The sequence below is a fragment of the Bdellovibrio sp. HCB-162 genome (assembly GCF_047344985.1).
GTDB lineage: Bacteria > Bdellovibrionota > Bdellovibrionia > Bdellovibrionales > Bdellovibrionaceae > Bdellovibrio.
Genome location: NZ_CP178861.1, coordinates 2,670,763 through 2,693,327 on the forward strand (window position 1 = coordinate 2,670,763; position 22,565 = coordinate 2,693,327).

25 protein-coding genes are annotated in these 22,565 nt (G+C 45.5%); 13 read left to right on the forward strand and 12 right to left on the reverse strand.

The window, feature by feature from the left end:
• Positions 1 to 8: 8 nt before the first annotated feature.
• Positions 9 to 1,664 (reverse strand): urocanate hydratase, encoded by a 1,656-nt coding sequence (gene hutU / locus ACLSSO_RS12930; protein ID WP_295905047.1) that lies wholly within the window; start codon positions 1,662 to 1,664, stop codon positions 9 to 11.
• Between the two features lie 138 nt (positions 1,665 to 1,802).
• The gene (hutH, locus tag ACLSSO_RS12935) at positions 1,803 to 3,338 is read right to left on the reverse strand and encodes a histidine ammonia-lyase (RefSeq protein WP_413943056.1); all 1,536 of its coding nucleotides are present in this window, start codon (positions 3,336 to 3,338) and stop codon (positions 1,803 to 1,805) included.
• Positions 3,339 to 3,482: 144 nt separating this feature from the next.
• On the opposite strand from hutH, the gene ACLSSO_RS12940 reads away from it, so the two are divergent.
• A complete protein-coding gene (locus ACLSSO_RS12940) occupies positions 3,483 to 3,818 on the forward strand; it encodes an FKBP-type peptidyl-prolyl cis-trans isomerase (protein WP_295905052.1) in 336 nt (111 codons plus the stop codon).
• Positions 3,819 to 3,879: 61 nt separating this feature from the next.
• Here the strand turns inward: ACLSSO_RS12940 and ACLSSO_RS12945 are convergent, their stop codons facing one another.
• The gene (locus tag ACLSSO_RS12945) at positions 3,880 to 4,407 is read right to left on the reverse strand and encodes an outer membrane beta-barrel protein (RefSeq protein ID WP_413943057.1); all 528 of its coding nucleotides are present in this window, start codon (positions 4,405 to 4,407) and stop codon (positions 3,880 to 3,882) included.
• A 175-nt stretch (positions 4,408 to 4,582) separates the two neighbouring features.
• Between ACLSSO_RS12945 and ACLSSO_RS12950 the strand changes: the two genes are divergently transcribed.
• Complete coding sequence (locus ACLSSO_RS12950; protein ID WP_413943058.1) at positions 4,583 to 5,104, forward strand: NUDIX domain-containing protein; 522 nt, start codon at positions 4,583 to 4,585, stop codon at positions 5,102 to 5,104.
• Here the strand turns inward: ACLSSO_RS12950 and ACLSSO_RS12955 are convergent.
• The 5 genes from ACLSSO_RS12955 to lptG all read right to left on the reverse strand — a co-directional run bounded on the left by ACLSSO_RS12955 (position 5,097) and on the right by lptG (position 10,078).
• Complete coding sequence (locus tag ACLSSO_RS12955; RefSeq protein WP_413943059.1) at positions 5,097 to 6,683, reverse strand: FAD-dependent oxidoreductase; 1,587 nt, start codon at positions 6,681 to 6,683, stop codon at positions 5,097 to 5,099. The genes ACLSSO_RS12950 and ACLSSO_RS12955 overlap by 8 nt on opposite strands.
• Before the next feature lie 80 nt (positions 6,684 to 6,763).
• Positions 6,764 to 7,393 (reverse strand): ribulose-phosphate 3-epimerase, encoded by a 630-nt coding sequence (rpe, locus tag ACLSSO_RS12960; protein ID WP_295905064.1) that lies wholly within the window; start codon positions 7,391 to 7,393, stop codon positions 6,764 to 6,766.
• 1 nt (position 7,394) lies between these two features.
• Complete coding sequence (gene fmt / locus ACLSSO_RS12965; RefSeq protein WP_295905060.1) at positions 7,395 to 8,363, reverse strand: methionyl-tRNA formyltransferase; 969 nt, start codon at positions 8,361 to 8,363, stop codon at positions 7,395 to 7,397.
• On the reverse strand, positions 8,360 to 8,971 hold the full coding sequence (gene def / locus ACLSSO_RS12970) for a peptide deformylase (protein WP_295905061.1): 612 nt from the start codon (positions 8,969 to 8,971) through the stop codon (positions 8,360 to 8,362). Before def ends, fmt begins: the two co-directional genes overlap by 4 nt.
• Before the next feature lie 27 nt (positions 8,972 to 8,998).
• Positions 8,999 to 10,078, reverse strand: a complete 1,080-nt coding sequence (gene lptG, locus ACLSSO_RS12975; protein ID WP_295905062.1) for an LPS export ABC transporter permease LptG — start codon at positions 10,076 to 10,078, stop codon at positions 8,999 to 9,001.
• Between the two features lie 49 nt (positions 10,079 to 10,127).
• Between lptG and ACLSSO_RS12980 the strand changes: the two genes are divergently transcribed.
• Genes ACLSSO_RS12980 through ACLSSO_RS13005 form a run of 6 tightly spaced genes read left to right on the forward strand, consistent with a single transcriptional unit; the run spans position 10,128 to position 14,702 of the window.
• The gene (locus ACLSSO_RS12980; RefSeq protein WP_295901164.1) at positions 10,128 to 11,231 is read left to right on the forward strand and encodes a response regulator; all 1,104 of its coding nucleotides are present in this window, start codon (positions 10,128 to 10,130) and stop codon (positions 11,229 to 11,231) included.
• A 53-nt stretch (positions 11,232 to 11,284) separates the two neighbouring features.
• On the forward strand, positions 11,285 to 12,109 hold the full coding sequence (gene nadC, locus ACLSSO_RS12985) for a carboxylating nicotinate-nucleotide diphosphorylase (protein ID WP_295901162.1): 825 nt from the start codon (positions 11,285 to 11,287) through the stop codon (positions 12,107 to 12,109).
• Between the two features lies 1 nt (position 12,110).
• Positions 12,111 to 12,863 carry a biotin--[acetyl-CoA-carboxylase] ligase gene (locus ACLSSO_RS12990; RefSeq protein WP_295901160.1) on the forward strand — a complete coding sequence of 251 codons (753 nt, stop codon included), beginning with the start codon at positions 12,111 to 12,113 and terminating at the stop codon, positions 12,861 to 12,863.
• 9 nt (positions 12,864 to 12,872) lie between these two features.
• The gene (locus ACLSSO_RS12995) at positions 12,873 to 13,421 is read left to right on the forward strand and encodes a thioredoxin family protein (RefSeq protein WP_295901159.1); all 549 of its coding nucleotides are present in this window, start codon (positions 12,873 to 12,875) and stop codon (positions 13,419 to 13,421) included.
• Between the two features lies 1 nt (position 13,422).
• On the forward strand, positions 13,423 to 13,962 hold the full coding sequence (locus ACLSSO_RS13000; RefSeq protein ID WP_340592421.1) for a GyrI-like domain-containing protein: 540 nt from the start codon (positions 13,423 to 13,425) through the stop codon (positions 13,960 to 13,962).
• An 8-nt stretch (positions 13,963 to 13,970) separates the two neighbouring features.
• Positions 13,971 to 14,702, forward strand: coding sequence for a hypothetical protein (locus tag ACLSSO_RS13005; protein WP_413944825.1), 732 nt, complete (start codon positions 13,971 to 13,973; stop codon positions 14,700 to 14,702).
• Positions 14,703 to 14,734: 32 nt separating this feature from the next.
• On the opposite strand, the gene ACLSSO_RS13010 is transcribed toward ACLSSO_RS13005, so the two are convergent.
• Positions 14,735 to 15,451 (reverse strand): SIMPL domain-containing protein, encoded by a 717-nt coding sequence (locus ACLSSO_RS13010; RefSeq protein WP_413943060.1) that lies wholly within the window; start codon positions 15,449 to 15,451, stop codon positions 14,735 to 14,737.
• Positions 15,452 to 15,642: 191 nt separating this feature from the next.
• Between ACLSSO_RS13010 and ACLSSO_RS13015 the strand changes: the two genes are divergently transcribed.
• Positions 15,643 to 16,287 carry an OmpA family protein gene (locus ACLSSO_RS13015; RefSeq protein ID WP_295901148.1) on the forward strand — a complete coding sequence of 215 codons (645 nt, stop codon included), beginning with the start codon at positions 15,643 to 15,645 and terminating at the stop codon, positions 16,285 to 16,287.
• A 118-nt stretch (positions 16,288 to 16,405) separates the two neighbouring features.
• Here ACLSSO_RS13015 and ACLSSO_RS13020 read toward each other — a convergent pair whose 3' ends face one another.
• Both ACLSSO_RS13020 and ACLSSO_RS13025 read right to left on the reverse strand, forming a co-directional pair.
• Positions 16,406 to 17,005 (reverse strand): hypothetical protein, encoded by a 600-nt coding sequence (locus ACLSSO_RS13020; RefSeq protein ID WP_413943061.1) that lies wholly within the window; start codon positions 17,003 to 17,005, stop codon positions 16,406 to 16,408.
• Positions 17,006 to 17,202: 197 nt separating this feature from the next.
• Positions 17,203 to 17,781: an HD family phosphohydrolase gene (locus ACLSSO_RS13025; RefSeq protein ID WP_413943062.1), complete on the reverse strand. Its 579-nt coding sequence runs from the start codon at positions 17,779 to 17,781 to the stop codon at positions 17,203 to 17,205.
• A gap of 179 nt (positions 17,782 to 17,960) precedes the next feature.
• Between ACLSSO_RS13025 and ACLSSO_RS13030 the strand changes: the two genes are divergently transcribed.
• From ACLSSO_RS13030 to ACLSSO_RS13045, 4 genes are all read left to right on the forward strand, one after another.
• Positions 17,961 to 18,446 (forward strand): hypothetical protein, encoded by a 486-nt coding sequence (locus ACLSSO_RS13030; RefSeq protein ID WP_413943063.1) that lies wholly within the window; start codon positions 17,961 to 17,963, stop codon positions 18,444 to 18,446.
• Between the two features lie 62 nt (positions 18,447 to 18,508).
• Positions 18,509 to 20,158, forward strand: coding sequence for a flavin monoamine oxidase family protein (locus ACLSSO_RS13035; RefSeq protein WP_413943064.1), 1,650 nt, complete (start codon positions 18,509 to 18,511; stop codon positions 20,156 to 20,158).
• Positions 20,159 to 20,225: 67 nt separating this feature from the next.
• Positions 20,226 to 21,428 carry a hypothetical protein gene (locus ACLSSO_RS13040; protein ID WP_413943065.1) on the forward strand — a complete coding sequence of 401 codons (1,203 nt, stop codon included), beginning with the start codon at positions 20,226 to 20,228 and terminating at the stop codon, positions 21,426 to 21,428.
• 41 nt (positions 21,429 to 21,469) lie between these two features.
• Complete coding sequence (locus ACLSSO_RS13045; RefSeq protein WP_295901136.1) at positions 21,470 to 21,976, forward strand: hypothetical protein; 507 nt, start codon at positions 21,470 to 21,472, stop codon at positions 21,974 to 21,976.
• Here ACLSSO_RS13045 and ACLSSO_RS13050 read toward each other — a convergent pair.
• Positions 21,973 to 22,461: a hypothetical protein gene (locus ACLSSO_RS13050; protein ID WP_295901134.1), complete on the reverse strand. Its 489-nt coding sequence runs from the start codon at positions 22,459 to 22,461 to the stop codon at positions 21,973 to 21,975. The two genes, ACLSSO_RS13045 and ACLSSO_RS13050, sit on opposite strands and share 4 nt — an antisense overlap.
• Positions 22,462 to 22,565 lie beyond the last annotated feature (104 nt).

The window sequence follows — 22,565 nt, forward strand, 5'->3', positions numbered from 1 at the left end:
TTCGCCGATTAAATCCAAAGACTTTTTACACCGCGCTCAATCGCCACTTCTTTTGCGAGTTCATAACCCGCATCCAAATGTCTGAAGACGCCCATTGCTGGATCGGCCGTTAAAACGCGCTCTAAACGACGAGCCGCTTTTTCAGTGCCGTCAGCAACAATCACTTGTCCTGCGTGCTGACTGTAACCCATTCCCACACCACCACCGTGATGCAAGCTCACCCACGTAGCTCCGCACGCGGTATTTACAAGGGCATTCAAAAGAGCCCAGTCGCTCACTGCATCTGAACCATCTTTCATCGCCTCTGTCTCGCGATTTGGCGAAGCCACAGAACCACAATCCAAATGGTCACGACCAATAACGATCGGAGCTTTTACTTTTCCTTCAGCCACAAGTTGATTGAACATCAAACCCGCTTTCGCGCGCTCGCCGTACTCAAGCCAGCAGATACGCGCTGGAAGACCTTGGAACGCAATACGCTCTTCAGCCATATCCAACCAACGAAGAAGATCTTTTTTATGAGGGAAAAGTTTTCTCATCGCATCGTCAGTCACTTTGATATCGTTTGGATCACCTGACAAAGCCACCCAACGGAAAGGACCGCTCCCTTTGCAGAACAAAGGACGGATGAACGCAGGAACAAATCCTGGGTAATCAAATGCATTTTCAACGCCCGCTTCATAAGCGCGTGCACGAAGGTTGTTGCCGTAATCGAAAGTCACAGCGCCACGGTCTTTCATGATAAGCATACCGCGAACGTGTTTTGCCATCGCATCGTAAGCCGCTTTCAAATAAGCTTTTTGATCGCGCTCACGGAATTCTTTAGCTGTCTCTACGGTATAGCCTTCAGGGATGTAACCCACCAAAGGATCATGCGCGGACGTTTGATCCGTCAAAAGATCCGGAGTGAATCCTTTTTCGATCAACTGATGAATCACTGTGGCCATATTGCCAAGAAGAGCGATGGACTTTGCTTCACCTGCTGCCGTGTATTTTTTGACACGTGCGATAGCATCATCAAGATCTGTCGCCACTTCATCCACGTATTTTGTTTCAAGACGTTTTTGAATACGAGTTGGATCAATTTCAACAGCAAGCACACAAGCTCCTGCAAACACACCCGCAAGAGGCTGGGCTCCGCCCATCCCGCCAAGACCTGCTGTCAAAATCACGCGGCCTTTAAGGCTTCCGCCAAAATGTTGGCGACCGGCTTCAACAAATGATTCGTAAGTTCCCTGGATGATACCTTGAGTTCCGATGTAAATCCAAGAACCCGCCGTCATCTGTCCGTACATCATCAAACCTTTTTTATCGAGTTCGTTGAAGACTTCCCATGTGGCCCATTTAGGAACAAGGTTTGAATTTGCCAAAAGAACGCGAGGAGCATCTTCATGAGTTTTCAAAATACCAATTGGTTTTCCAGATTGAACAAGAAGAGTTTCGTCGTTTTCTAGATTTTTAAGAGCTTCCAAAATTTTATCGAAAGACTCCCAGTTACGAGCGGCTTTTCCGATACCACCGTAAACCACCAAATCTTCAGGGCGCTCAGCCACTTGAGGATCTAAGTTGTTTTGAATCATTCTGTAAGCGGCCTCTTGAAGCCACCCCTTACAAACCATTTTATTTCCCGTAGGAGCTCTTACGACTCTTGGTTGTGATGTCATATTTAATTCCCTCTTTGGAGGTACGCCGTACCTTTTTGAATTGCACCGCGTAGCTATAAATTAATTATTACTTTATATTATTTTACTCTACTTCAGCCTACGCGCCCAGGCGCTCCGGCACTGCGGGCTCGCGCCCGTTTACCACTCAAGGTCTCCGACAGTTTTTTGTACAACGGCTTGAAGTTCACCAGAAACCATCATCGCTTTGATCGCTTCAACGTCTTTTGAAAAAACACGGTCTTCGCTCGCGAATGGCACTGTTTTACGGATATGATCGTAAACGGCTTTCACCGCAGCTGAAGGTTTTAATGGAGAAAGCAAGTCCAAAGCCTGGCATGCTGACAACATTTCCATAGCCACCACGTTTTCAGCGTTACGCAAAATCTGAGCAAATTTGCGAGCCGCAATCGTACCCATAGAAACGTGATCTTCTTTTTCAGCCGATGTCGGAATGGAATCCACACTCGCAGGATGAGCTAGAACTTTATTCTCACTCACCAAAGAAGCCGCCGCTACTTGCACAATCATATGACCTGAGTTCAAACCACCGTTCGGAGTTAAGAACGCTGGAAGCTCACTCATCTGTGTTGAGATCATTTTTGAAATACGGCATTCACTAATACTTGCTTGAGAAGAAATCGCAATCCCCGCAAAATCCATCGCATGAGCGACTGGCATTCCGTGAAAGTTACCGCAAGAAAGAACTTTATTCGCATCCGCAAAAACCAACGGATTGTCTGTTGAAGAGTTTGCTTCCGTTTCAAGAACTTTCGTCACGTATCTCAAAGCATCTTTCGCCGCCCCGTGAACCGCAGGCATGCAACGAAGTGAATAAGCATCTTGCACGCGCGGGTCATTCACCGCGTGGCTTTCAGAGATTTCACTTTTTTCTCCCATGAGCTTCATCAAGTTGCGCGCAGTTTTTGCTTCGCCTGGATGAGGACGAGTTGCAGAGATCAAAGGATCAAAAGCTTTGCGAGTGCCACGAAGACCTTCAAGTGACATCGCTCCTGCAAGATCCGCCATCCAAAGAAGACGTCTTGCTTCCCACACGGACAACAAACCGATGGAGGTCATCACTTGGCAGCCGTTGATCATTGAAAGACCTTCTTTTGCTTTCAGCTCAAGAGGTTTGATGTTTTTTTCTTTCAGAAGTGTTTGCACAGGAACGATTTTGCCATCAGCTCCCCATGCATCGCCCTCACCGATAATCGTTAAAGCCAGGTGTGAAAGCGGAGCCAAGTCACCACTCGCTCCCACCGAACCTTGAGAAGGAACGACCGGAATGATGTCGTTATTAAGGAACTCAAGAATTTTTTCGACAACCAACGGGCGAATACCGCTATGGCCTTTTGCCAAAGCATTGGCACGAAGAACCATCATCGCGCGTGTTTCTTTTTTCGTGAATGGAGTTCCGACACCCATGCTGTGAGAGCGGATTAAGTTTCTTTGCAGTTGTTCAATTTCAGAATCGGAAATACGAACAGAAGAAAAAGCACCAAAGCCCGTGTTCACGCCGTACATCACTTCGCCGCTAGAAATGCGGCCTTCAATGTAGTCGCGAGATTTTTGCATCTGCGCTTTTCCTGCCGCAGAAAGCTCCGCTTTCAGTTGAGGATTGTGAGCAATTTCAAAAAGGTTTTCGAGCGTGATATTTTCGCCAGTAATCTGCATAGTTCGGGCTTCTCCTGAAAAGCCCGCATCCTAGCGCATGGACTCTATTTTAGGTACTTTCAAGCCTCTTTTTGCTCCGCATTATCGCACCTTATTTGGAGGTTTCTCTCCCCTTGCTCCTTAGAAAAATGTAAATCTGACTTTATGAATGAGATTAAAATCACGGACACGTTAGAAGGCACGGGCAAGGCGGCGGAAAAAGGCGCGCTTTGCTTTTGCCATTATGAAGGATTTCTGGAAGACGGAACAAAGTTTGATTCCTCTTACGATCATGGCCGACAATTTGAATTCGTTGTGGGTTCAAAGAAAGTGATTCAAGGTTGGAGCCAGGGAATCCTCGGAATGAAAGAGGGCGGTAAACGCACGATCTTTGTTCCTTCTCACCTTGCCTATGGTGAAAGACAGATTGGGAAATTTATTAAACCGCATTCGAATCTGATTTTTCACGTCGAACTTTTTGAAGTGCGACCACGAGAGTAAATTTCCCAAAAAAAGAGGAGCTGATTCAGCTCCTCTTTTAATTTTAAATTCTGTGTTTTAATTAGAATTCAAGAGGCAATGAAACCGAAAGAACGTAAGAGTCGTTCTTAGTATCACCAGGAATCGTAACACCTTCAAGTTCAGTGAATTTTTCATTCACATACTCAAGATTCAAAGAAATAAATGGAAGACCTGTGAAGCCGACACCCACTTTATAGCTTGTACCTTTTGCTTTTCCTGAGTTCTCGAATTTCATTTCATCCATAAATCCGTAACCAACCCAAGCTCTCAACAAAATAGGAAAATCCATTCCGACAACACCGTAAAGTGTGCTTCTTTTGCCATCTTCATTTGGCAAACTGTCAGGTTTTGAAGTTCCGCTTACACCCAATGTGTAATCCAAACCACCCCAGAAAAAAATCGGGGCCGCATAAGCCAAACGAAGGCCTACCTGTGAACCGTCAAACTTACCGTCTGGATTTTTCGTTTTTCCCATCTCATAACCAAGATATGGTTCAATAAGAATTCCGGCGTGGGATACGCTCGTAAAGCCTAGTGCCAAAGCAAAAACCAACAAGAGCTTTTTCATAGAAGTCCTTCTCCTTTTGTAATCCTAAAATCAATATGGATCCTTTAAAATTTTGAAGGGACTCCTGTGCATGGTCAACGCCGAGACTCTTTCTGAAACACTATTTTCTCAAAAAGGTCCAGGTTTCCCGTACCTAAGTTTACTATTGTCTCTAGTCGCTCCACGGAGGTTTTTTATGTTGCGTACATTTAAAGACGACCGAGAGTTCTATTCCTCACTCCCACGCAAGCGCGTTGGCGCCGGAGCTTTGCTTTTTTATAAACACGAATTGTTGATTGTCCAACCGACTTACAATCCCGGATGGATTTTACCGGGAGGCACTGTCGAAGGAGAAGAATCTCCCATGGAAGGATTGTTGCGAGAGGTGAAAGAAGAACTTCAGTTGGACATCGAACCAACACTTCTTCTTGCCGTCGACTACATTCCGAATCTGGATGTCAAAGGGGAATACATTCAATTTCTTTTTGCCGCCAAAGATCTGACAGAATCCCAAGTTCAAAAAATCAAACTGCAAGATTATGAATTGCGCGATTACAAACTTCTTCCCGTCAGCAAGGCGCTCGAACTTTTGACTCCGCCAGTAAGCCGCCGTGTAGAGAACACTTTGCGTGCTCACGAAAAATATCAAGGCGCTATTTATTTAGAAAATGGCCGACCTTATTTTGAAAAAGAAAAACATATCACCATTTCTATTTAACTCCGACGCTACCCTCTTTTTTGTTTTTTCTTTCTACAGCGTCATCGGAAGCCCGGTCTTCAGGCGACATGTTGTTAAGTGCAGGCCCATTAAGAACTTCACCGTATTTATTAAAACGTGATCCATGCACAGGACAATCCCACGTGCCTTCTGCTTCGTTCCAGTGCACAACGCCTCCCATGTGCGGGCACTTGGCCGACAAACGATGAAACATTCCATCTTCACTGCGGTAGACGGCAATCTTGGACAAACCTTCCGAAATCACACATCCTTGCCCCGGAATCAGCTCTTCTAAATCTTTGTTATCACCTTTTGAAATCCAATCGCGGTACTGAATACCTGTCTGAATATTTTCTTTGATAAAACGAGAAACCCCTTTCCAGTTGAAGCGACTGGGATTATAGAGACCAGCCCACGGATGGGAACCTACGGTGATCAAATCTGAAAGAATCATCGAAGAAATAGCTCCGTGAGTGATGCCATGACCCGAGTCACCGGCGGCAATGTAAACGTTGTCGAAGTCGCCGGGGTTTCTGCCAATATAAGCGAGCCCGTCCATGGGCTCAATGATCTGCCCCGACCAGGAAGCGACAACCTCCCCTTCAACTTGAAGGCGTCGCTCGGCCCAATCTCGCAGCCTAGAAAATCTATTATCTGAAGTTCCGCCTTGACCGACACGATGGTCTTCACCACCGACAATCAAAACATCATAATCCTCTTTGGAATTCGCATGAAAACGCAGATAGTGATAAGGCAATTCCGTATCCCAAAAAAGACAAGGCGCTTTCATTCCGCGTGGCACTTTTAATGCGACCACATAAGTCCGATAGGCCGCTTCCTTGAAATGCACTTTCATCCAATCGTTGATTGGAACATTCGTCGTCACAACAATATGCTTGCAAGAAATACGATGGCCCGAAGACGTCTCAACGTAAGTGTCTTCGCCGCCTTGAAATTTTTCTGCGTGAGTCAGGGGGTAAATCTGCGCACCTCGCGCCAGAATATTTTCACAAACACCGCGCACAAACTTCAGCGGGTCTATTTGTGCCTGCCGAGGAAATTTGAGACAAGCCCCCGCATCGAAAAATTGTTCTTCCGCTTCTTCGACAAGATGAGCGTCGAAAAAACCGGCATCGTGGGCCGCCGCCATTTCCATTTCCAAAAAACGCCGGTCGTCGCCTTCACCTAAAAAAAGATATCCCGGGACTCTTTGAAAATCGCATTGAATGTCTTCTTCTTTTACCAGGTGTTCAATCAAATCGATGGCCGCCGTATGACTGTTATGAGCAAGCCTTGCCCCTTCACGTCCATGCCATTTTCGAATATTCACGTAACCGTCATCGAGGGCATTTGATAAATGGGCCGTTGAGTGGGCCGTTTCGTTAAAGCCTAAAAGATCTTTTTCAAGAATGACAACGTCGAGGCCTTTACGCATCAAACGATAGGCCGTCAGAAGTCCAGCAATACCCGCGCCCACGATGCATACATCCGTCTTTAACGATGTATCCAAACTTTTTAATGCGGGAAAAGCGGTGTGCTCTTGCCACAGGGATTGAGTATGTTGCTGGGCATGCGCCATAAACTCCTCCTAGAAATAGATCCTTTAATTAGAAGGAAACTTTCTCAAGAGGATTTCGCGAGTGTGAGTATTTACAAACTTTATGATTTGAGAGTTGTGATAGCCGTTTTATAGTCACGACCGAAAACATAACTGCCTGCCACAAAAACATCTGCTTCATGGCACAGCTTTGCTGTTTCTTCGTTGATACCGCCGTCCACTTCAATCAAATAAGAAAAATTATTTTTCTGACGTTCCTCATGAAGGCGCGAGATCTTTGCGATTTGATCGTGCATAAAAGACTGACCGCCAAAGCCCGGCTCTACAGTCATCACTAAAACAAGATCACATAAAGGCAAAAGAGGCAGGATTTCATCAATGGATGTGCGAGGTCGCAAAGTGATTCCCGCTTTTGCGCCCAATTCACGAATGCGCATCAAAGTTCCCGCGGGATCGGGAGTGGCTTCCACATGAATTGTTAAATAATCACTGCCCGCTTTAATAAAGTCCTCAACATAGCGTTCAGGATTTTCAATCATCAAATGCACATCCAAAGGAATCGGAGATACTTTTTTTAAAGACTTCACAACCGGAATACCGATTGTGATATTCGGCACAAATCGTCCGTCCATCACGTCCACGTGAATCCAGTCTGCTCCCGCTGCCGAGACGGCTTTGATTTCTTTTTCAAGATTTGCAAAATCCGCTGACAAGATAGAGGGAGCGACCATTTTAGACACCGAGTTTGTCTCCTACTTTAAGACTGTTGCCTTTTAAGAAATCTTCAACCTTCATACGATTGCGTGACTCCGGTTGAACTTCGTAGAGTTTCAAAACACCTTCACCGCAGGCGACGGAAATATGATCGTCGTAGATTGCTGTCACCGTGCCCGGAGCTGCTCCAGCCTGCGCGCCTTCCGACGCTCCGGCACTGCCCGCTGCCGCGGATCTATGCAGCTTCAACTTCTTTCCTTGAAACAAGGTATAAGTTCCAGGTCCATAAACGAAACCACGGATTTTTCCATCGATGGATTTCGCGGAAGCATTCCAATCAATCAGTGATTCCTGCTTTTCAATTTTCTTAGCAATCGTCACTTGCGCTTCATCTTGCGGAATCGGAGCTAAGTTTCCACGAACATAGTCCATCAACTCCACACGCAACAAATCAGCACCAAGGACCGCCAACTCATCATGCAGTTCGAGTGCGTTCATCTCAGGTCTAATCTTCACGCGACGGATGCCGATGATGTCACCTGCATCAAGTTTCTTCACCATCTTCTGAAGTGTCACACCACTTTCAACATCGCCTGCTTCAATCGCGCGTTGAATCGGAGCGGCCCCACGCCAACGCGGCAAAATAGAACCGTGCACATTCACACAGCCAAAACGGAAAGAATCTAAAAAGCTTTGTGTAAGAATTTGTCCAAATGCCACGACAACGCCGACTTCAGCGCCCCAGCTTTGGATTTCATCAAGAATTAATTGATTTGATTTCAATGACTCTGGAGCCAGAACTTTCAATCCATGAGCTTGCGCCACCATTTTCACAGGGCTTGGAGTCAGTTGAAGTTTACGTCCCGCAGGACGATCGGGTTGAGTCACAACACCTACGACCTCAAAATGCTCATCGGCAAGAAGAGCTTTTAATGAGGTCACGGCAAAATCAGGAGTTCCTAGAAAGCAGACGCGGACCTTGCTCACACATCACATTTTTCTCCGGCCTTCGCCGGCGTGTCTTCAGTAGCTTCCGCTTTATCCTTCACAGGATAACCGTATTTTTTAATTTGGTTTTTGATTTTGTTACTCTTCACAAAACTCAAGTGATCGACAAAAAGAGTTCCCTCTAAATGATCCAATTCATGCTGCATGCAAATCGCAAGAAGTCCGTCAGTTTTAACGATGAACTCTTTGCCGTGCACATCATAGGCTTTCATTTCGATGTAGTTAAAACGCTCGACCGTTTCGTAGTAACCAGGAATCGACAAGCAACCTTCATCAAAAGTTGTTTTGCCTTCACCTTTAATAATTTCAGGATTGATTAAAACCAGAGGTTGCTGAACGGCAGCTTCAAGTTCTGTCATTTCTTCGTATTTGTAACGACGACCTTTCTCATCTTTGGGACGAGTGTCGATGACAACCATGCGCTTTAACTCACCCACTTGCGGAGCCGCAAGGCCGATACCGTGAGCGTCGTACATTGTTTCAATCAAATCCTCAGAAAGTTTTTTGATTTCAGGTCCAAAGGTCTCCACAGGTTGCGAAACTTCACGCAACTTTGGGTCCGGGAATGTGAGGATTTTCATGATCATAGGAACCTCCGAGAGGCCCCCATTATATCAGCGTTTCAGCCTTTTGAGAAGAACCAAGGCCAACCCTGACATGACAATGTTAGGCGCCCAAGCCGCCGCAACCGGAGGAAGTGTTCCATGCTGCCCTAAGGTGATTCCCGAGGAATAAAACACATAATAGGCAAAGACCAAGGCCAAACAGATCCCGACATTGAGCATAGTGCCCCCGGAGCGAGCCCTCCCCACACTGAAAGGGATGCCTAAAAGACACATCACAAGCCCCGCAAAAGCAAAGCTGATCTTAGCGTGATAGTCGACCTCATACGCAACCGTATCAAGACCGGCGTCCTTATTCTTTTTGATGAAGTACTCAAGTTCTTTTTGCGACATCATGTCAGCCGTCTGCCCGGCACTTTGCAAGTCTTTGGAGTCTTCAGCCATCACGATACTTTTGGTTTTAAACTGACTTGTCAGAGGAAAACTGGAGTCCTTGGAGAACACCGTGACTGCCCCATTTTCAAGCAACCACTGCGAGCCTTGAATATGCACTTCACGCGCCGTGATCATCTGAACGAGATCCCAAACGTCGTTAAAGAAATACATCGTCAGCCCTTGCGCCCCATCTCCTTTGGCGTTCAAAGTCTGAATGTTGAAGATGGAATTTTTCGAACGGTACCAAATCTTATTTGTCTTGATCGTCGAAAAACGGTGTGGCTCTTTTTTGAGGTCGTAATACAAAATATAATTCTTCTCTTTGATCGCCTTGGGCATGACCTTGTCCGCGGACCAAAAGCCGATAATGGAAATCACGGCGACCCAAACTAAAATCGGCAGAGTGATGCGCAGAAGACTCATTCCGCTTGCAAATAACGCGACGAGTTCATTGGCTTTATTGAGGCTTGAAAGAGTCAAAATAGTGCCCATTAAACAGGCGACCGGAAGCAATTTCGAGATGATCTCTGGAAAAGAATACAAATAGTAATTTATAAGCGCCGTCGGAGCGACATTCTTATAAGTCACCATGGTGGACATCGCGTCTACGGCCGTAAATAGGGTCAAAAAAACCAAGAGGCCACCGATGAAGTAGCCCCAAAATAACCAAGATGTGTATCTATCGATTCTGTTCACGTCTAAATGTTACCTTGACTAGAATTGAAATTCCTATTTTACTTTCATTATGGCTTTACGCGTCTTGCTTGCAGATGAGAGTTCCACAATCAAAAAAGTAATGCAACTGGCATTGTCTGACTTCGCTGTCGAAGTTAAGGCCGTACCTGTGGGCCTCGATGTCCTGGCTGTGACCAAAACTTTCAAACCCGATATCATTTTTGCCGATGTGCTTTTAACCAAACGTTCTGGTTATGAAGTGTGCGCGGATATCAAAAATGATCCTGAGACTTCTCACATTCCTGTTGTTTTGATGTGGAGTGGTTTCATGGAAATCGACGAAGCCAAAGCCACCGACTGCAAAGCGGACCGTCGTTTGGAAAAACCTTTCGACGCCGACCACTTGCGTTCGATTGTGAACGATCTGGTTAAAAAGACAAAAGCAAATCCTGTCAGTGATTTCCTCACATTCCCGCAAATGCCGGACTTCGAGGAAACTCCGGAAGAGATTTCTCCAGCTCCTGTTCAAAACGAAAACATCTACGCAATCCCAGAAGCCAAAGAAGAGAGCTTTTTGAATATTCCGGAAGTGGAAGACGTCGATGCCAATCCTTTGGAAGTCGCTGATGAAGAATTCTCTGCTGTGCCTTTGACGGCAACTCCAAAGATGACCGAAGAGCACGACGAAGGTGGTTGGGCTCACCAAGATTTGACGAAATTTAAGATTCAACTGCCTGAAAATGAAACTGGTGATTTTGCTTCTAAATTTGTCATCCCGCAGGATGATGAATTGTCACACGCTCATATTGAAGTGGCGGGTGATTTTGAGGAAATCAGCTTCGAAAAGCCCGAGCGCGAGGTCACAAAAACCAAAGCTCCGGTGGGAACGGATTCTTTTGTTTCCAAAGTAGAAAAATCAGTCAAAGACCAAATGATGGAGACTCTGCAAAAAGGCCGTGCGGCAACGCCACCTTCTGCTGCGCCTTCGTCTAATGCTCAGCCCAATACGCAATCCAAGATGGACTTAAACAGCAATATGATGGAAAAGATTATTCGTGAGGAAGCTCGTGAAATGATTGAATCCATTTGCTGGAAAGTCATTCCTGAGATCGCGGAACGTGTGATCCGCGAAGAAATCAATAAGATCCTCAAAGATACTGAGAAATCCATTTAAGCGCGTCGTTTTCTTTTCATAAGCCGGCGTGCTTTTGAAAGAGGTCGATTGCCATGACATTGCAAGAACTCATCCGCGCAGCCATCAAAGAAGACATGCCCCATGGGGACGTCACAACAGAATCTTTAGCTTTAAAACCTCGTTTGGGTCGCGCACGCTTGAAAGCCAAGGAAGACATCGTTCTTTCTGGAGCGATGGCCTTTGAACAATCCATGCAAATGCTAGAGCCTACTTGCCGCGTGAAATGGCATTTTGAAGAAGGCGATGAGATTTTAAAAAATCAAATCATCTGCACGATCGAAGGCGACCTTGTACAAATCTTAAAAGCCGAACGCGTGGCTTTGAATTTCCTAGGTCATCTTTCAGGTATTGCGACTCACACTCGCCGCTTTGTAAAACAAATCGCCGGCACAAAAACGAAGATCCTTGATACTCGTAAAACAACGCCTGCTTTCCGGGATCTTGAAAAGCGCGCCGTCGTTCATGGTGGCGGTGTGAATCACCGTATGAACTTGAGCACGGCGATCTTAATCAAAGACAATCATATCTCTGTGATGGGCGGAATTACGAATGCCGTAAATCGCATTCGTGAGTACAGCCAACTTCCGATTGAAGTCGAAGCGCGCACTTTAGATGAAGTCAAAGAAGCCGTCGAAATGAAAGCTCAACGCATTCTTCTTGATAATATGGATAATGAAACGCTGAAAAAAGCCGTGGCGATGGTTCCTTCTGAAATTGAGACAGAAGCCAGCGGAAATATGAACTTAGAGCGCGTTCGTTCGGTCGCGGAAATTGGCGTGAATTATATTTCTGTCGGCGCACTTACTCACTCGGCTCCTTGTGCTGACGTGAGCCTTGTTTTCCAATGGGAGGACTAAGATGAACGACACTCCTTTAGCTGACATTCGCATCGGACAGGTGACTTCTCAGTGGGCTGAGAACAATCATCTTTTCGTTTCTTATAAATCTCAGCAAGCCAGCACCAATGAACTTGCTAAGGAAGAAGCGTTTGAAGAAAATCTTCAGGAAGAATCTTTGTGCCTTTATCTGACGGACCATCAAACTGCGGGCCGCGGTCGCGGCAAAAACAGTTGGATTGATGCTCAGCCAGGAAGTTCACTTTTAAGTTCTTGGTCTTTTCTTTTAAAAATCAAACCTCAGCCAACGACTTCATGCCTTGTGGGCCTAGCTGTTTATCGCGCGTGCTCAACAACATGGCCGTTTTTACCTTGGAACTTAAAAGCGCCTAATGACATCTACATTGGTCCGAATAAAGTTGCGGGCATTTTGCTTGAAAGTCTTATTCAAGGTGATGACGTTCGTTTGATTGTGGGTCTTGGTTTTAACGTCACGTCTTCTCCGAAAGATGTTGAGATCGCGACAAGTCTTTTAGAGTCTTTGCCACCGGGCGCTCCCCTTTTGGGCCAAGACTATATGGCGTTCTTGGATCGCTTGTTGTTTGAATTAACAGACGCACTTTCTCACAGCGATGAAGGGTTAAGTCCGACAGATCAATTGTCACTTCTCATGGCTTTAAATCAGCATCCACTTTTGAAAGAAAAATACACAGGCATGGAGGCTGACGGCAGTCTTCATATCGGTGATAAAAAAATCAGTTGGACAGCTCTTTAGGAGGGATTTGTGGCCTTAACATTCACGCCTTTTCCTGATCTTGGGAATGACTGCCCGGATTTTCAATTACCTGCGATTGATGGCAAGACTTACAAGCTTCAGGATTTTCCAAAAGGAAGTCCGCTTGTTGTGATGTTTATCTGCAATCACTGCCCTTATGTGCAAGCGATTGAGAGTCGGTTGATTGTATTGGGTCATGATCTTAAAAAACAAAATGTTCCTGTGATTGCGATTTGCTCAAACGATGCCACAAGCCATCCGGAAGATTCTTTTGAGAATCTAAAAAAACGCGCGGAAGAAAAACATTATCCGTTCGTTTATCTGCACGATAAATCGCAAGAGGTCGCTCACAAGTTCGGCGCGGTTTGCACGCCGGATTTTTTTGTGTACGACAAAAACCACAAACTGGCTTACCGCGGACGTCTTGATGATTCTTGGAAAGACGCCAGCAAAGTCACGAAGCGCGAGCTTTATGAAGCCGTGCAGACATTGATTAAAAACGAAAAAGTTTCTGAAGAACAAACGGCCTCTATGGGCTGCTCAATCAAATGGATATAAAATGAAGTACATCTTAGTTTTCGTTCTCGTTGCAGTAACATCTTTTGGTCTTTTCCTGGCAAACTACCTGGGTGCTTTTAAAGGCGTCGATATCAGTGAAGCTTCGCAAGGTCCGTTTCAAACGGTGTACATCGAACATGTAGGGCCTTATCACAAAGTGAATAAAGTGATCGAGAAAGTCGAAAACTTTATGAAGTCCCAAGGCGCTCCATGCGGTCGCACTTTTGGTGAATACATGGACGATCCACAAGTGGTTGAAGAAGCCCGTTTGCGCTCTAAAGTGGGTTGCATCGTTGAGACGCTTCCTGCCGGTCAATTGCCAGAGGATTTTAAAACAGGTGATATTCCACAAAGAAAATATGTTGTCGCGGTTTTCACAGGCTCTCCAGGTATCGGGCCTTTGAAAGTGTATCCTCGCGTGAATGACTACATGGTGAAGCACAGTTTAAAACAAACTGGCGCTGTGATTGAGATCTATGAGATTCACTCGATCACTGAGAAAAACGCGATGACGACGACTTATCTTTTCCCCGTACAATAGGTATCGTGATGTATAAAATCGGTTTTATTTTTTTCACTGCTTTTTTGAGTTTGAATGCTTATGCGAATGACGCTTTCTGTCCTCCTGGCAGCAACAAGGCTTTGCAAAAAATTGAGCTGAATAAAATCATCGATTCGCCTGAGTGTTTTAAACGTCAAGGTGATGAAAGCAATGAAGTCATCGTTGATAGAAACAAGCTGACTGATTTTGAAATTCTGGCGCGCCTTTCTTTTGCCGAAAGCATTTCCACAAATATGGAAAAATGCGAAAAGTACGGCGAAGCTGTTTTTGAAAGTATCGCGTGGGGCGTTCACAACCGTGTGGAGCTTGCGAAGAACAATCCGAAATGGGAAAAAAGTTTCGGTAAAGGTTATCGCGGCGTGATCTTTAAAAAAGCGCAGTTCAATCCGGCGGTTTCAAAGAAATCGGCTTACTCAAAACTTTTCCTTTGCCCGACAGAACATCCTCTTTGGAAGGAATACTGGAAGCACGCAACGGAAGCGGCGAACAAGGTTCTCACTTCTCCGAATGAAAATCCTTTTTTAAAGGGACCAAAAACCAATGGTGTGTCAGCAGTGACGCACTTTTATTATCCGCAAAGCACCCAGGCGACAAATCCTCCGGTGGATTGGGCTGATCTAACAAAGGCGAAAGCTAAGAATGCTTTCGTTAAAGACGTGAGTATCAATGGCACAAAATTCAGCAATGAATGCGTGCAGTTTTTCTCTTACGCGAAATAAAACTTCTTCCGCGTAAGAAAGAAAAATCCTGCTTAATTAATTTCGTATTCTGCTGTCACTTCAACACGGACTTTGATTTGTCCTGCAGAAACTTCTGTCGGAGCAGACTCTGCTGCATCCATCGCCTTCATCGCATAGTTGCGGAAAACGGGTTGCGGTCCCACACGTCCTGTAGAATGGCTGATGCGAGCCACACCTTTGACCTTCACTCCTGCGGCTTTCGCAATTTCTTCTGCTTTGGCTTTCGCAGAGCGAACGGCGTCACCTAGAGCGGCTGTTTCGACTTGCGCTCTCTTGTCAGAATCCCAGCTGATTGAATTCACGCTTGTTCCAGAATCCGTGGATTTTTTCTCTGAAACCAAAGAGTCTAAGAAATTTCCGGCATCTTCCACTTTACGAAGAGTGACCGTCATTGCTTGGCTGACACGGAAACCCGTCATTTTATTTTGACGTAGTTTTTGGTCGTATTCATATTCAGGATTTAAAGAGTAGTTGTCTGTTTGGATGTCTTCTTTTTTGATTTTGTATTCATCAAAAGTTTTTTTGATCTGTTTAAATTGGTTTGCGGCCAATTGTTGAGCTTGTTTTGCCGTCGAGGCTTTGCTCCACACTTCAATACCTAAGTTCACCATATTGGGATCAAGGCCCTTTTCGGCCATGCCATTGACGATAATCAAACGATCTTCGGCATGAGCTACTCCTGCCAAAAGTACGATTGAAAGAAGACTTGCTGCAAAGATTTTCATCATAATTCTCCCCTTTCCATGGGTCTGGAAAAAAGCATAAATCAAGCCTTGTGTAAGGTAAACACTAACGCATCCGACCAAAGTTGAAGTGTCGCTTCTTTGAAACAATACCTTCGGTGGACGCGCTGACTCCTTTCTTGATCTTCTTCGAGAGTTATTTCGATAATGTAACCATCAAGAAACAAGGAGACCCTGTGAAGAAACTGATTCTTATCGGAACTGCTGTTGCTGTTTTGGCAACTGGATGTGCAACTACAAAAGAAAACCCTAATGCTGCCAAAGGTGCAGGTATCGGTGCTGCAATTGGTGCTGTTGCCGGAGCTGTGATCGGTCATCAAACTGGTAAACGCAACGAAGGCGCGTTGATTGGTGCGGCGATCGGTGCTGGTTTGGGCGGTACTGTGGGACATCGTTTGGATAAACAACAAAAAGAACTTGAAAAAATCGCTGAGACAAAAAGAACTGAGCAAGGTCTTATCACAAAACTTAAAAGCGATATCTTGTTCGACACTGGCAAATCGGATTTGAAACCCGCTGCAAAATCAAACATCAGCCAACTTGCAGCGATCATGAAAAAATACCCAGAGAATGTTTTGACTGTAAAAGGTTACACAGACGATACAGGCTCTTCTATGGTGAACAACCCACTTTCTCAACAACGTGCTGACGCTGTTCGCGTTCAACTTGTTGCTGCGGGAGTTCCAGCTGCGACTGTGACTTCTATCGGTATGGGCGCTGAAAACCCAGTAGACCCTGCTAAAACAAAAGAAGCTCGCGCTAAAAATCGTCGTGTTGAAATTGAAATCACTGTCGACGAATCCAAAGTTCCTAAGGCTTAAAGGCCCCCGGCCGCAGAGCGCAGCCGCCTCGGGCGGCGGAGCTGAAGCAGCTTCTGAATAAAATAAAAAAACCCAAGTCCTCATCTGACTTGGGTTTTTTATTTTCTAAAACTCTCTCTTAAAATCTTTTTTCCAAAGTAAAAAACACAGCCTTATCACCAAACGCCGTGACCGTCATACGAGTCGACTTGCGTGTTTGCACCTTGCCGTAGATTTCATACTCTGCCATCACCAAATCTGAGGGTGAAGGATGAAGGTCATATCCGTATTCTTTCGGAATAAAAATCGACGCTGAAAGTATCGCCGACAAATGACGATTCACTCCCTTGGAGCGCAAATAACTGTCCGTGAGTTTCACGAAGTAAGCATGACACCAACGATTCGACATATCGCCTTGATTGTGTTTGTTAGAACAAGCCTGACCATGGGGATCTCCATCCGCATTAAGGACGTCTTGTTCAGTAAACCCAAACACGCGCACGGGCTGCACCTTATCCTGCTGAGGAGTGACGACCACCATACGCTTCGCAGGGTTCACGGCAGAGCGCGTGGCATTTTCATAGGCCCAAGACTCGTGAAGAATGGCTCTGCGCACTTCTGGAGAAAGCTGCTTCCATTGATAGGCCCCTTCTGAATCCAGGTCTTTTATGTACAAGCCGTCGTCTGCGTGAGACGAAACGCTGAACAACATCAGGAGTGCAAGTAACACGGCTTTCATTAGGAGCACCTTTCACATCTGCAATTTTTAAAAATAGAAAATCGCAGGATCGAAAAGCAAGAAACTCGCCGAGTGAACTTTCGACACGGGATGATTTATAGTCGTTTAGAAGGAAGTTTCGCAATTTTCTCTCTAGAAACTTCTTCGACAGAGACGACAAAGAGAGGCACAAAAACATTGCGCCTCGGCCATTTGGGCTACTGCTTTAAAAGATTGCGAGCCAGCTCCAAGAAGCGGGCTTCAGTCACTTCCGGCGGCCATGGAATAATGGGGAATTCAAAAGGCTCGTCCTGACCGATGCCCCATGATCCCAAATCTTTGGTAATCAGGTCACGGACTTCCGTTGCCAGCAAGCGACGGTCGATTTGTTTCACCACTTTTGGAAGCGGGTATTCCATATTGAACTTTTGCGAAATCGCCCAGTGAATGCGCGATTCAATAATTTCAAAATCAGGAAGAAGTGCTTTCACAGGTGACACAAGATCGCCAATGTAGGCTTCCGTCGCATCATGAAAAAGCATGTGCAGAGCGATCTCTTTTGTTGGAGAAACTTCCGCCCCCAAGCACGAGTGTTGACCCACGCTATAGAAAAAACGAGTGTGCCCGTTAAAGCGCGCCTGGCGGGCTAAAGCACAAGCGATGTCTTCAATTTTCACAGCATCAGGATTCGGATTTAAAATATTAAAGCGATTTCCCGAAAGAGTGATCACCCAAGATTTTTCGATGATTTCAGGCTTATTCAACTTGTCTGTGAGCGAAGGCATTTCTAGTTTCATGGAGTGACTGATTACATAAAAGACTTCCGAGTTTCACGACTTTTCTCGCCTAGCTCAAAGCGTTAGGTGGAATTTTCCTGAACACTTATCGGTTTCAAAAGCCCTATTTACCGGATGGTAACTTGAGCCCTTGAGTGCTTACAAACAAAGTAGGCGAAACTTTTTTTCAGGAGATACAAATGAAACGTTTTATGTCTTTAGTAATCGCTTTAGTTTCTTTATCAGCTCTATCTGCGCACGCTCTGGTCACAGCGGATTCATCATGGGATGAGATCTTGAGAGTGAAATACCTCGATGTGAAAGCACCTACGGTTTATATGGGTCGCAGTATCGACTACATGTTTGTTTGCCAAGAAGGCGACCGTCTTCGCACGATGAAACCCGTCGACGTCACAGAAACGCGCACTTATGGTGATCGCCAAGAAGTGGTCGTTGTTGGCAGAGAAATTCTTTCGACTCCCATCAACTACACTCAAACTGTGGAAGACTGCTTTTGGAACAACAATCAGCGCATCTGCAAAGACGTTGAAATCCACGGCTCTTACCCTTTGACTGTGATGGTTCCGGTGTACCGCCATATCTCAAATCGCAATGCGGACCATTGGACTTTGCTCTTTAGAAAATCTTACACAGTTCCGCCTTGCGAGAGCGTTCAGCCCCGCTAAAATCGTTTTAGTGTTCGATAATTTCAATAAGTTCTCAACAAGAGGAGGCTCGGTGTCTCCTCTTGTGCTTTTACGAAGGACATTCTAATTACAACGCCATGCAAAGACGTGATTTTTTAAAGACGACAGTTTCCTTGGCGGCACTCTCTTCGATTCCCACAAAAGGCCTGGCAAAAGGCTCGGAGTGGGTGGCTAAAAAACTCAACGACGATTGGCCGATTGCACGTTTATCTTCGAACGAATCTTCAAGTCTTGATTTTAACGGCGACAATATCGATCGCCCGCATGACATTCTTTGGAACATCGATGGCTATTTAGAAAAAAAAGGCGGAGAGCCTGCAGTCACTGAAGATTTAGATGTGATTGTTGTTGGTGGCGGTATCGCTGGTCTTAGTTCCGCTTACTATCTTCGCCATAAAAAAATCGCGCTTCTTGAGCAAGACACTCGCTTGGGTGGAAATAGCAAAGGCGAACTTTACAAAGACGCTTGTTACTCTATCGGAGCTGCTTATCTTTGCGAACCTGCGGAAGGAACTCCGCTTGCGGGTCTTTTAAAAGAACTTGGCATTCATGATAAGGCTCGTAAAGAACACGGCGATGACACCTCTGTGTTTTTCAAAGACCGTGTTGCAAAACCTTTCTGGCAAGGTGCAACTGCATCCGGTGCACAAGATGATTTTAAAAAATTCCACAAACGTCTTGTTGAAATTTACAACGAAGCTGATTTTAGTTTCGAAGGCGACTTTGCAAAAACATATGACAAGCTCACAGTGGACGAGTGGGTTGCTAAAGAGTTCGGCGATCTTCATCCGCATCTTTTGGAATACCTGCAACTTTACGGATGGAGTTCTTTCTGTGGTTCTACAGAGGAGCTTTCGGCTTTCCAATATCTTGGTTTCATCAGTGCTGAGACTGGAGCGTTGTTAGCATATCCAGGCGGGAACTCTTATGTTGCACACAAAATGGCGCAACAGATTCGCAAAGACGCCGGTGAAAATTCACTGCGTTCTGGTTGCATGGTTTTGCGAGTGCAGACAGAGCAAGATTCTGTGACTGTGGTTTATGAAGACGGCATGGGCGTTATTAAAAAAGCGCGTGCTCGCCAGGTGGTGATGGCTTGTCCTAAGTTTGTCGCTCGCCGTCTGCTTCCTGAAATGAATCGCGAACAGGCCGAAATCATTCACATGCTGCCTTATCGCGCCTATCTTGTTGGGAATCTCTTCACGAAGAAGTCTTTCCAAACTCCGAGCTATGAACTTTATTGCCTCAAAGGCAACGTGCCGCCGGCACCAACACCGATGAGACGCGGCGATCGCAATTTTTCTGACATCTGCTTTGGAACCTGGGCGCAACAAGATCAAACTGAGCACAGCGTTTTGACGTTGTACCACGGCATTCCTTACGATGGCGCTCGTCAGTTCTTGTTCTATCCGGGCTCACATGACAAATACCGCGACAAATATTTGGCAGAGGTTGAGCCGATCTTGAAATCACAAGGTCTTTCGATGAATGACGTTCACGGTCTTCGCTTGACTCGTTGGGGTCACGCCGTGCCTCTTGCGCGCAAAGGTATGATTGTCGAGGGAACAGCGAAAGCCGCTGCAACTCCCGTGAGTAAGCTCATTCATTTTGCCAATCAGGACAACTGGATGACTCCTTGCTTTGAGGCTTCTCATCAAGCGGCTTTGGAAGCAGCAGAATTAATTAAATAAGCTGTCTCAAAAATAGAAACTCGCATCTTTTTACTCAAGATCACGGGCAATAAATCGATAAAGACTTATGCGATTTATTGCCTTTCTTTTTGTATTCACAGCAAGCTTAAACACCTGGGCCAACGGCAAGGCCTTTCTGGATCTTGAAGATGACGAAATTGTTTCTGTCTTTAACAAACCAGGAATGAACTGGAAAAACTGTTCTGCAGACCCTGCGTGTCGTCCTATTGCGTGGCCTGATCGTGGTGCAGAGATCGAGGTCGTGTCTCCAGCAAGAAAAATGAAAGTAGAAGATCCTTACACGGGTCAAATGCAAGATGAAGAGTACGTGCAAATCAAGTATCGCTATAAGCGCACGGTGAAAGGCAAAGTCTACACTCAAGAAGGTCAAGGTTGGGTGGACGCCGCTTATGTAACTCAGAAAAAGAAAAATTCTTTTTACGGAAAAGTCGAAGCTCCCAAAGAATACTGCCCCCCTGGAACAAAAAATTCCGGAGGTCCCAAAGAAATTCAAAAGTCGTTAGAACCTTTGGAAAAAACCTTATCCCATCAATCTGTCACCGCGGCCGCTGATGCCTTGAAGTCTCGCATCGGAGCTTGTGTTATTAATCCTAAAAATCCACCAAAAAACTTTGCTGCTGGAAATCCTTATGATGCTTACGTGCTTCCACAGTTAAGAAAATCCGGCGTTCCGCCTCTGACAAAGGAAGACGGCTCAGCCATGACAGAAAAAGATATGGTCGATATCGACGCTCTAGCCCGCACTCTGTATGCGGAGATGGCTCGGTGTTATAAGCATGGTCTGCACTATCCAATGACCGTAGCAAAAATTGCCGTGAATCGTTCGTTAGCTACAGACCGCAAGTCTGAGTTTATCAAAGACGATCACAGCTCTTACAAAGGGCCGCTGGCTCGTGTTGTGACTTCTCCTTCGCAGTTTTCATTGTGGCTAAAAAAGATGGATGGCAAAACCAACAACAGTCTTTTACAAGCTCTCTGCCCGCCTTCTGATAAGACGAAATCTTTTTGGACAGGCTCCACACCTCCTCCTTATGAAACAAGTATTTGGGAAAACACTTTGCGTATCGCCACTGAGGCTGTGCTTTTTCCTAAACAATTCAACGCTCGCACAAGACAGGTAAAACAGTTTCATTACACTTCAGGCCTTAAAAGTTTTTACGGCATGAAACAGGTGTTTCCATGGATTGAGGATCGCAAAGTTTCTAAAGATGCCTGTGTACAAGTCTGGGACGACGGTCGTAAGTCTTAAAATATCTTGTCTGCCCTTAGAACATCGATGAAAATCAATCCATGACTCAAGAGCAATCCGGTTATGTATTTTTGATGGTTTGTGCAGACATTGGCGAAGCCCAAGTCGTTAAATCATTTCTTGAGTCTCAGGGTTTGCATCCACGAGTTCGCGATGAGCAAACCAGATCCGTGGCTCCGCACTTGGGGCAGCTCCTTGGCAGATTGACTCTTGAAATTCCTGAGCATGAATTCATGGAAGCTTCTCACGCACTTGAAAGTCGCGAGCAAGATCGTCCTTTAAAAATTGTCGAAGAGTATGATGAGAACACTCAAGATCTGGCGAAGAAAGCTCTTTGGAACGCCATTTTAGGTTGTCTTCTTATTCCCGTTATTTGCAATTTTTATTCGATGTCGTTGGGCTACCGTGTTTTACGCACAGAAGTTCCGTTGAGTGATAAAAGCCGCAAGCGTCTTATGTGGGCGGTGGTATTTAACTCTTTGGCGTTTTATTTTTGGCTGACCATGGGACCGAAGCTGCTCAAAACATTTTTGCACAGAGGCTTTTAATAATACTTGTCGAGGAAGCGGAAGTATTGGTCTTTGAAGATATCAAGTTCCATCTTATTGCCCTCTGAATCCTGCATCTCTGGAAAACTTAATACGACTTTACCGTCATCGCTTTTCTTATATTCCAAATATTTTGTGTAGAGGACCATTGCATCCTCGCCTGTTCTTTCAGAGTAATACGGCACAAAGAAACTTTCGATCTCCGCCTTGTCTGGCAAAAAACCTTCGACAAGATTCATTTGGTTGATGAACGGACGCGGACAATAGAACAAGCGCAAGCGTTGACACTGAATTCTGTGAATCCACGCGTGAAAATTGCGAATGCCCAAAGAGTTGATGCTCTTTAAATCCTTAAGATCGATATTGAGATCAAAATTAGGATTTACTTCCACCCCATCAAGCGCCGAGGCGTACTCGTTCAAACTGCCTCGAAGCAGAATGGTCGTGCATTTATCGCTAATGCTGAATGAGAGTTGAAGGGCCATGATTCACCTTTGAAATTCGAAAAACCTATCGGACATCGTCGCAGACATATTTAGAATCACAAAGCACAAAGTGCTCACCTCGCTCTTCCACTGTTTGAAAATAT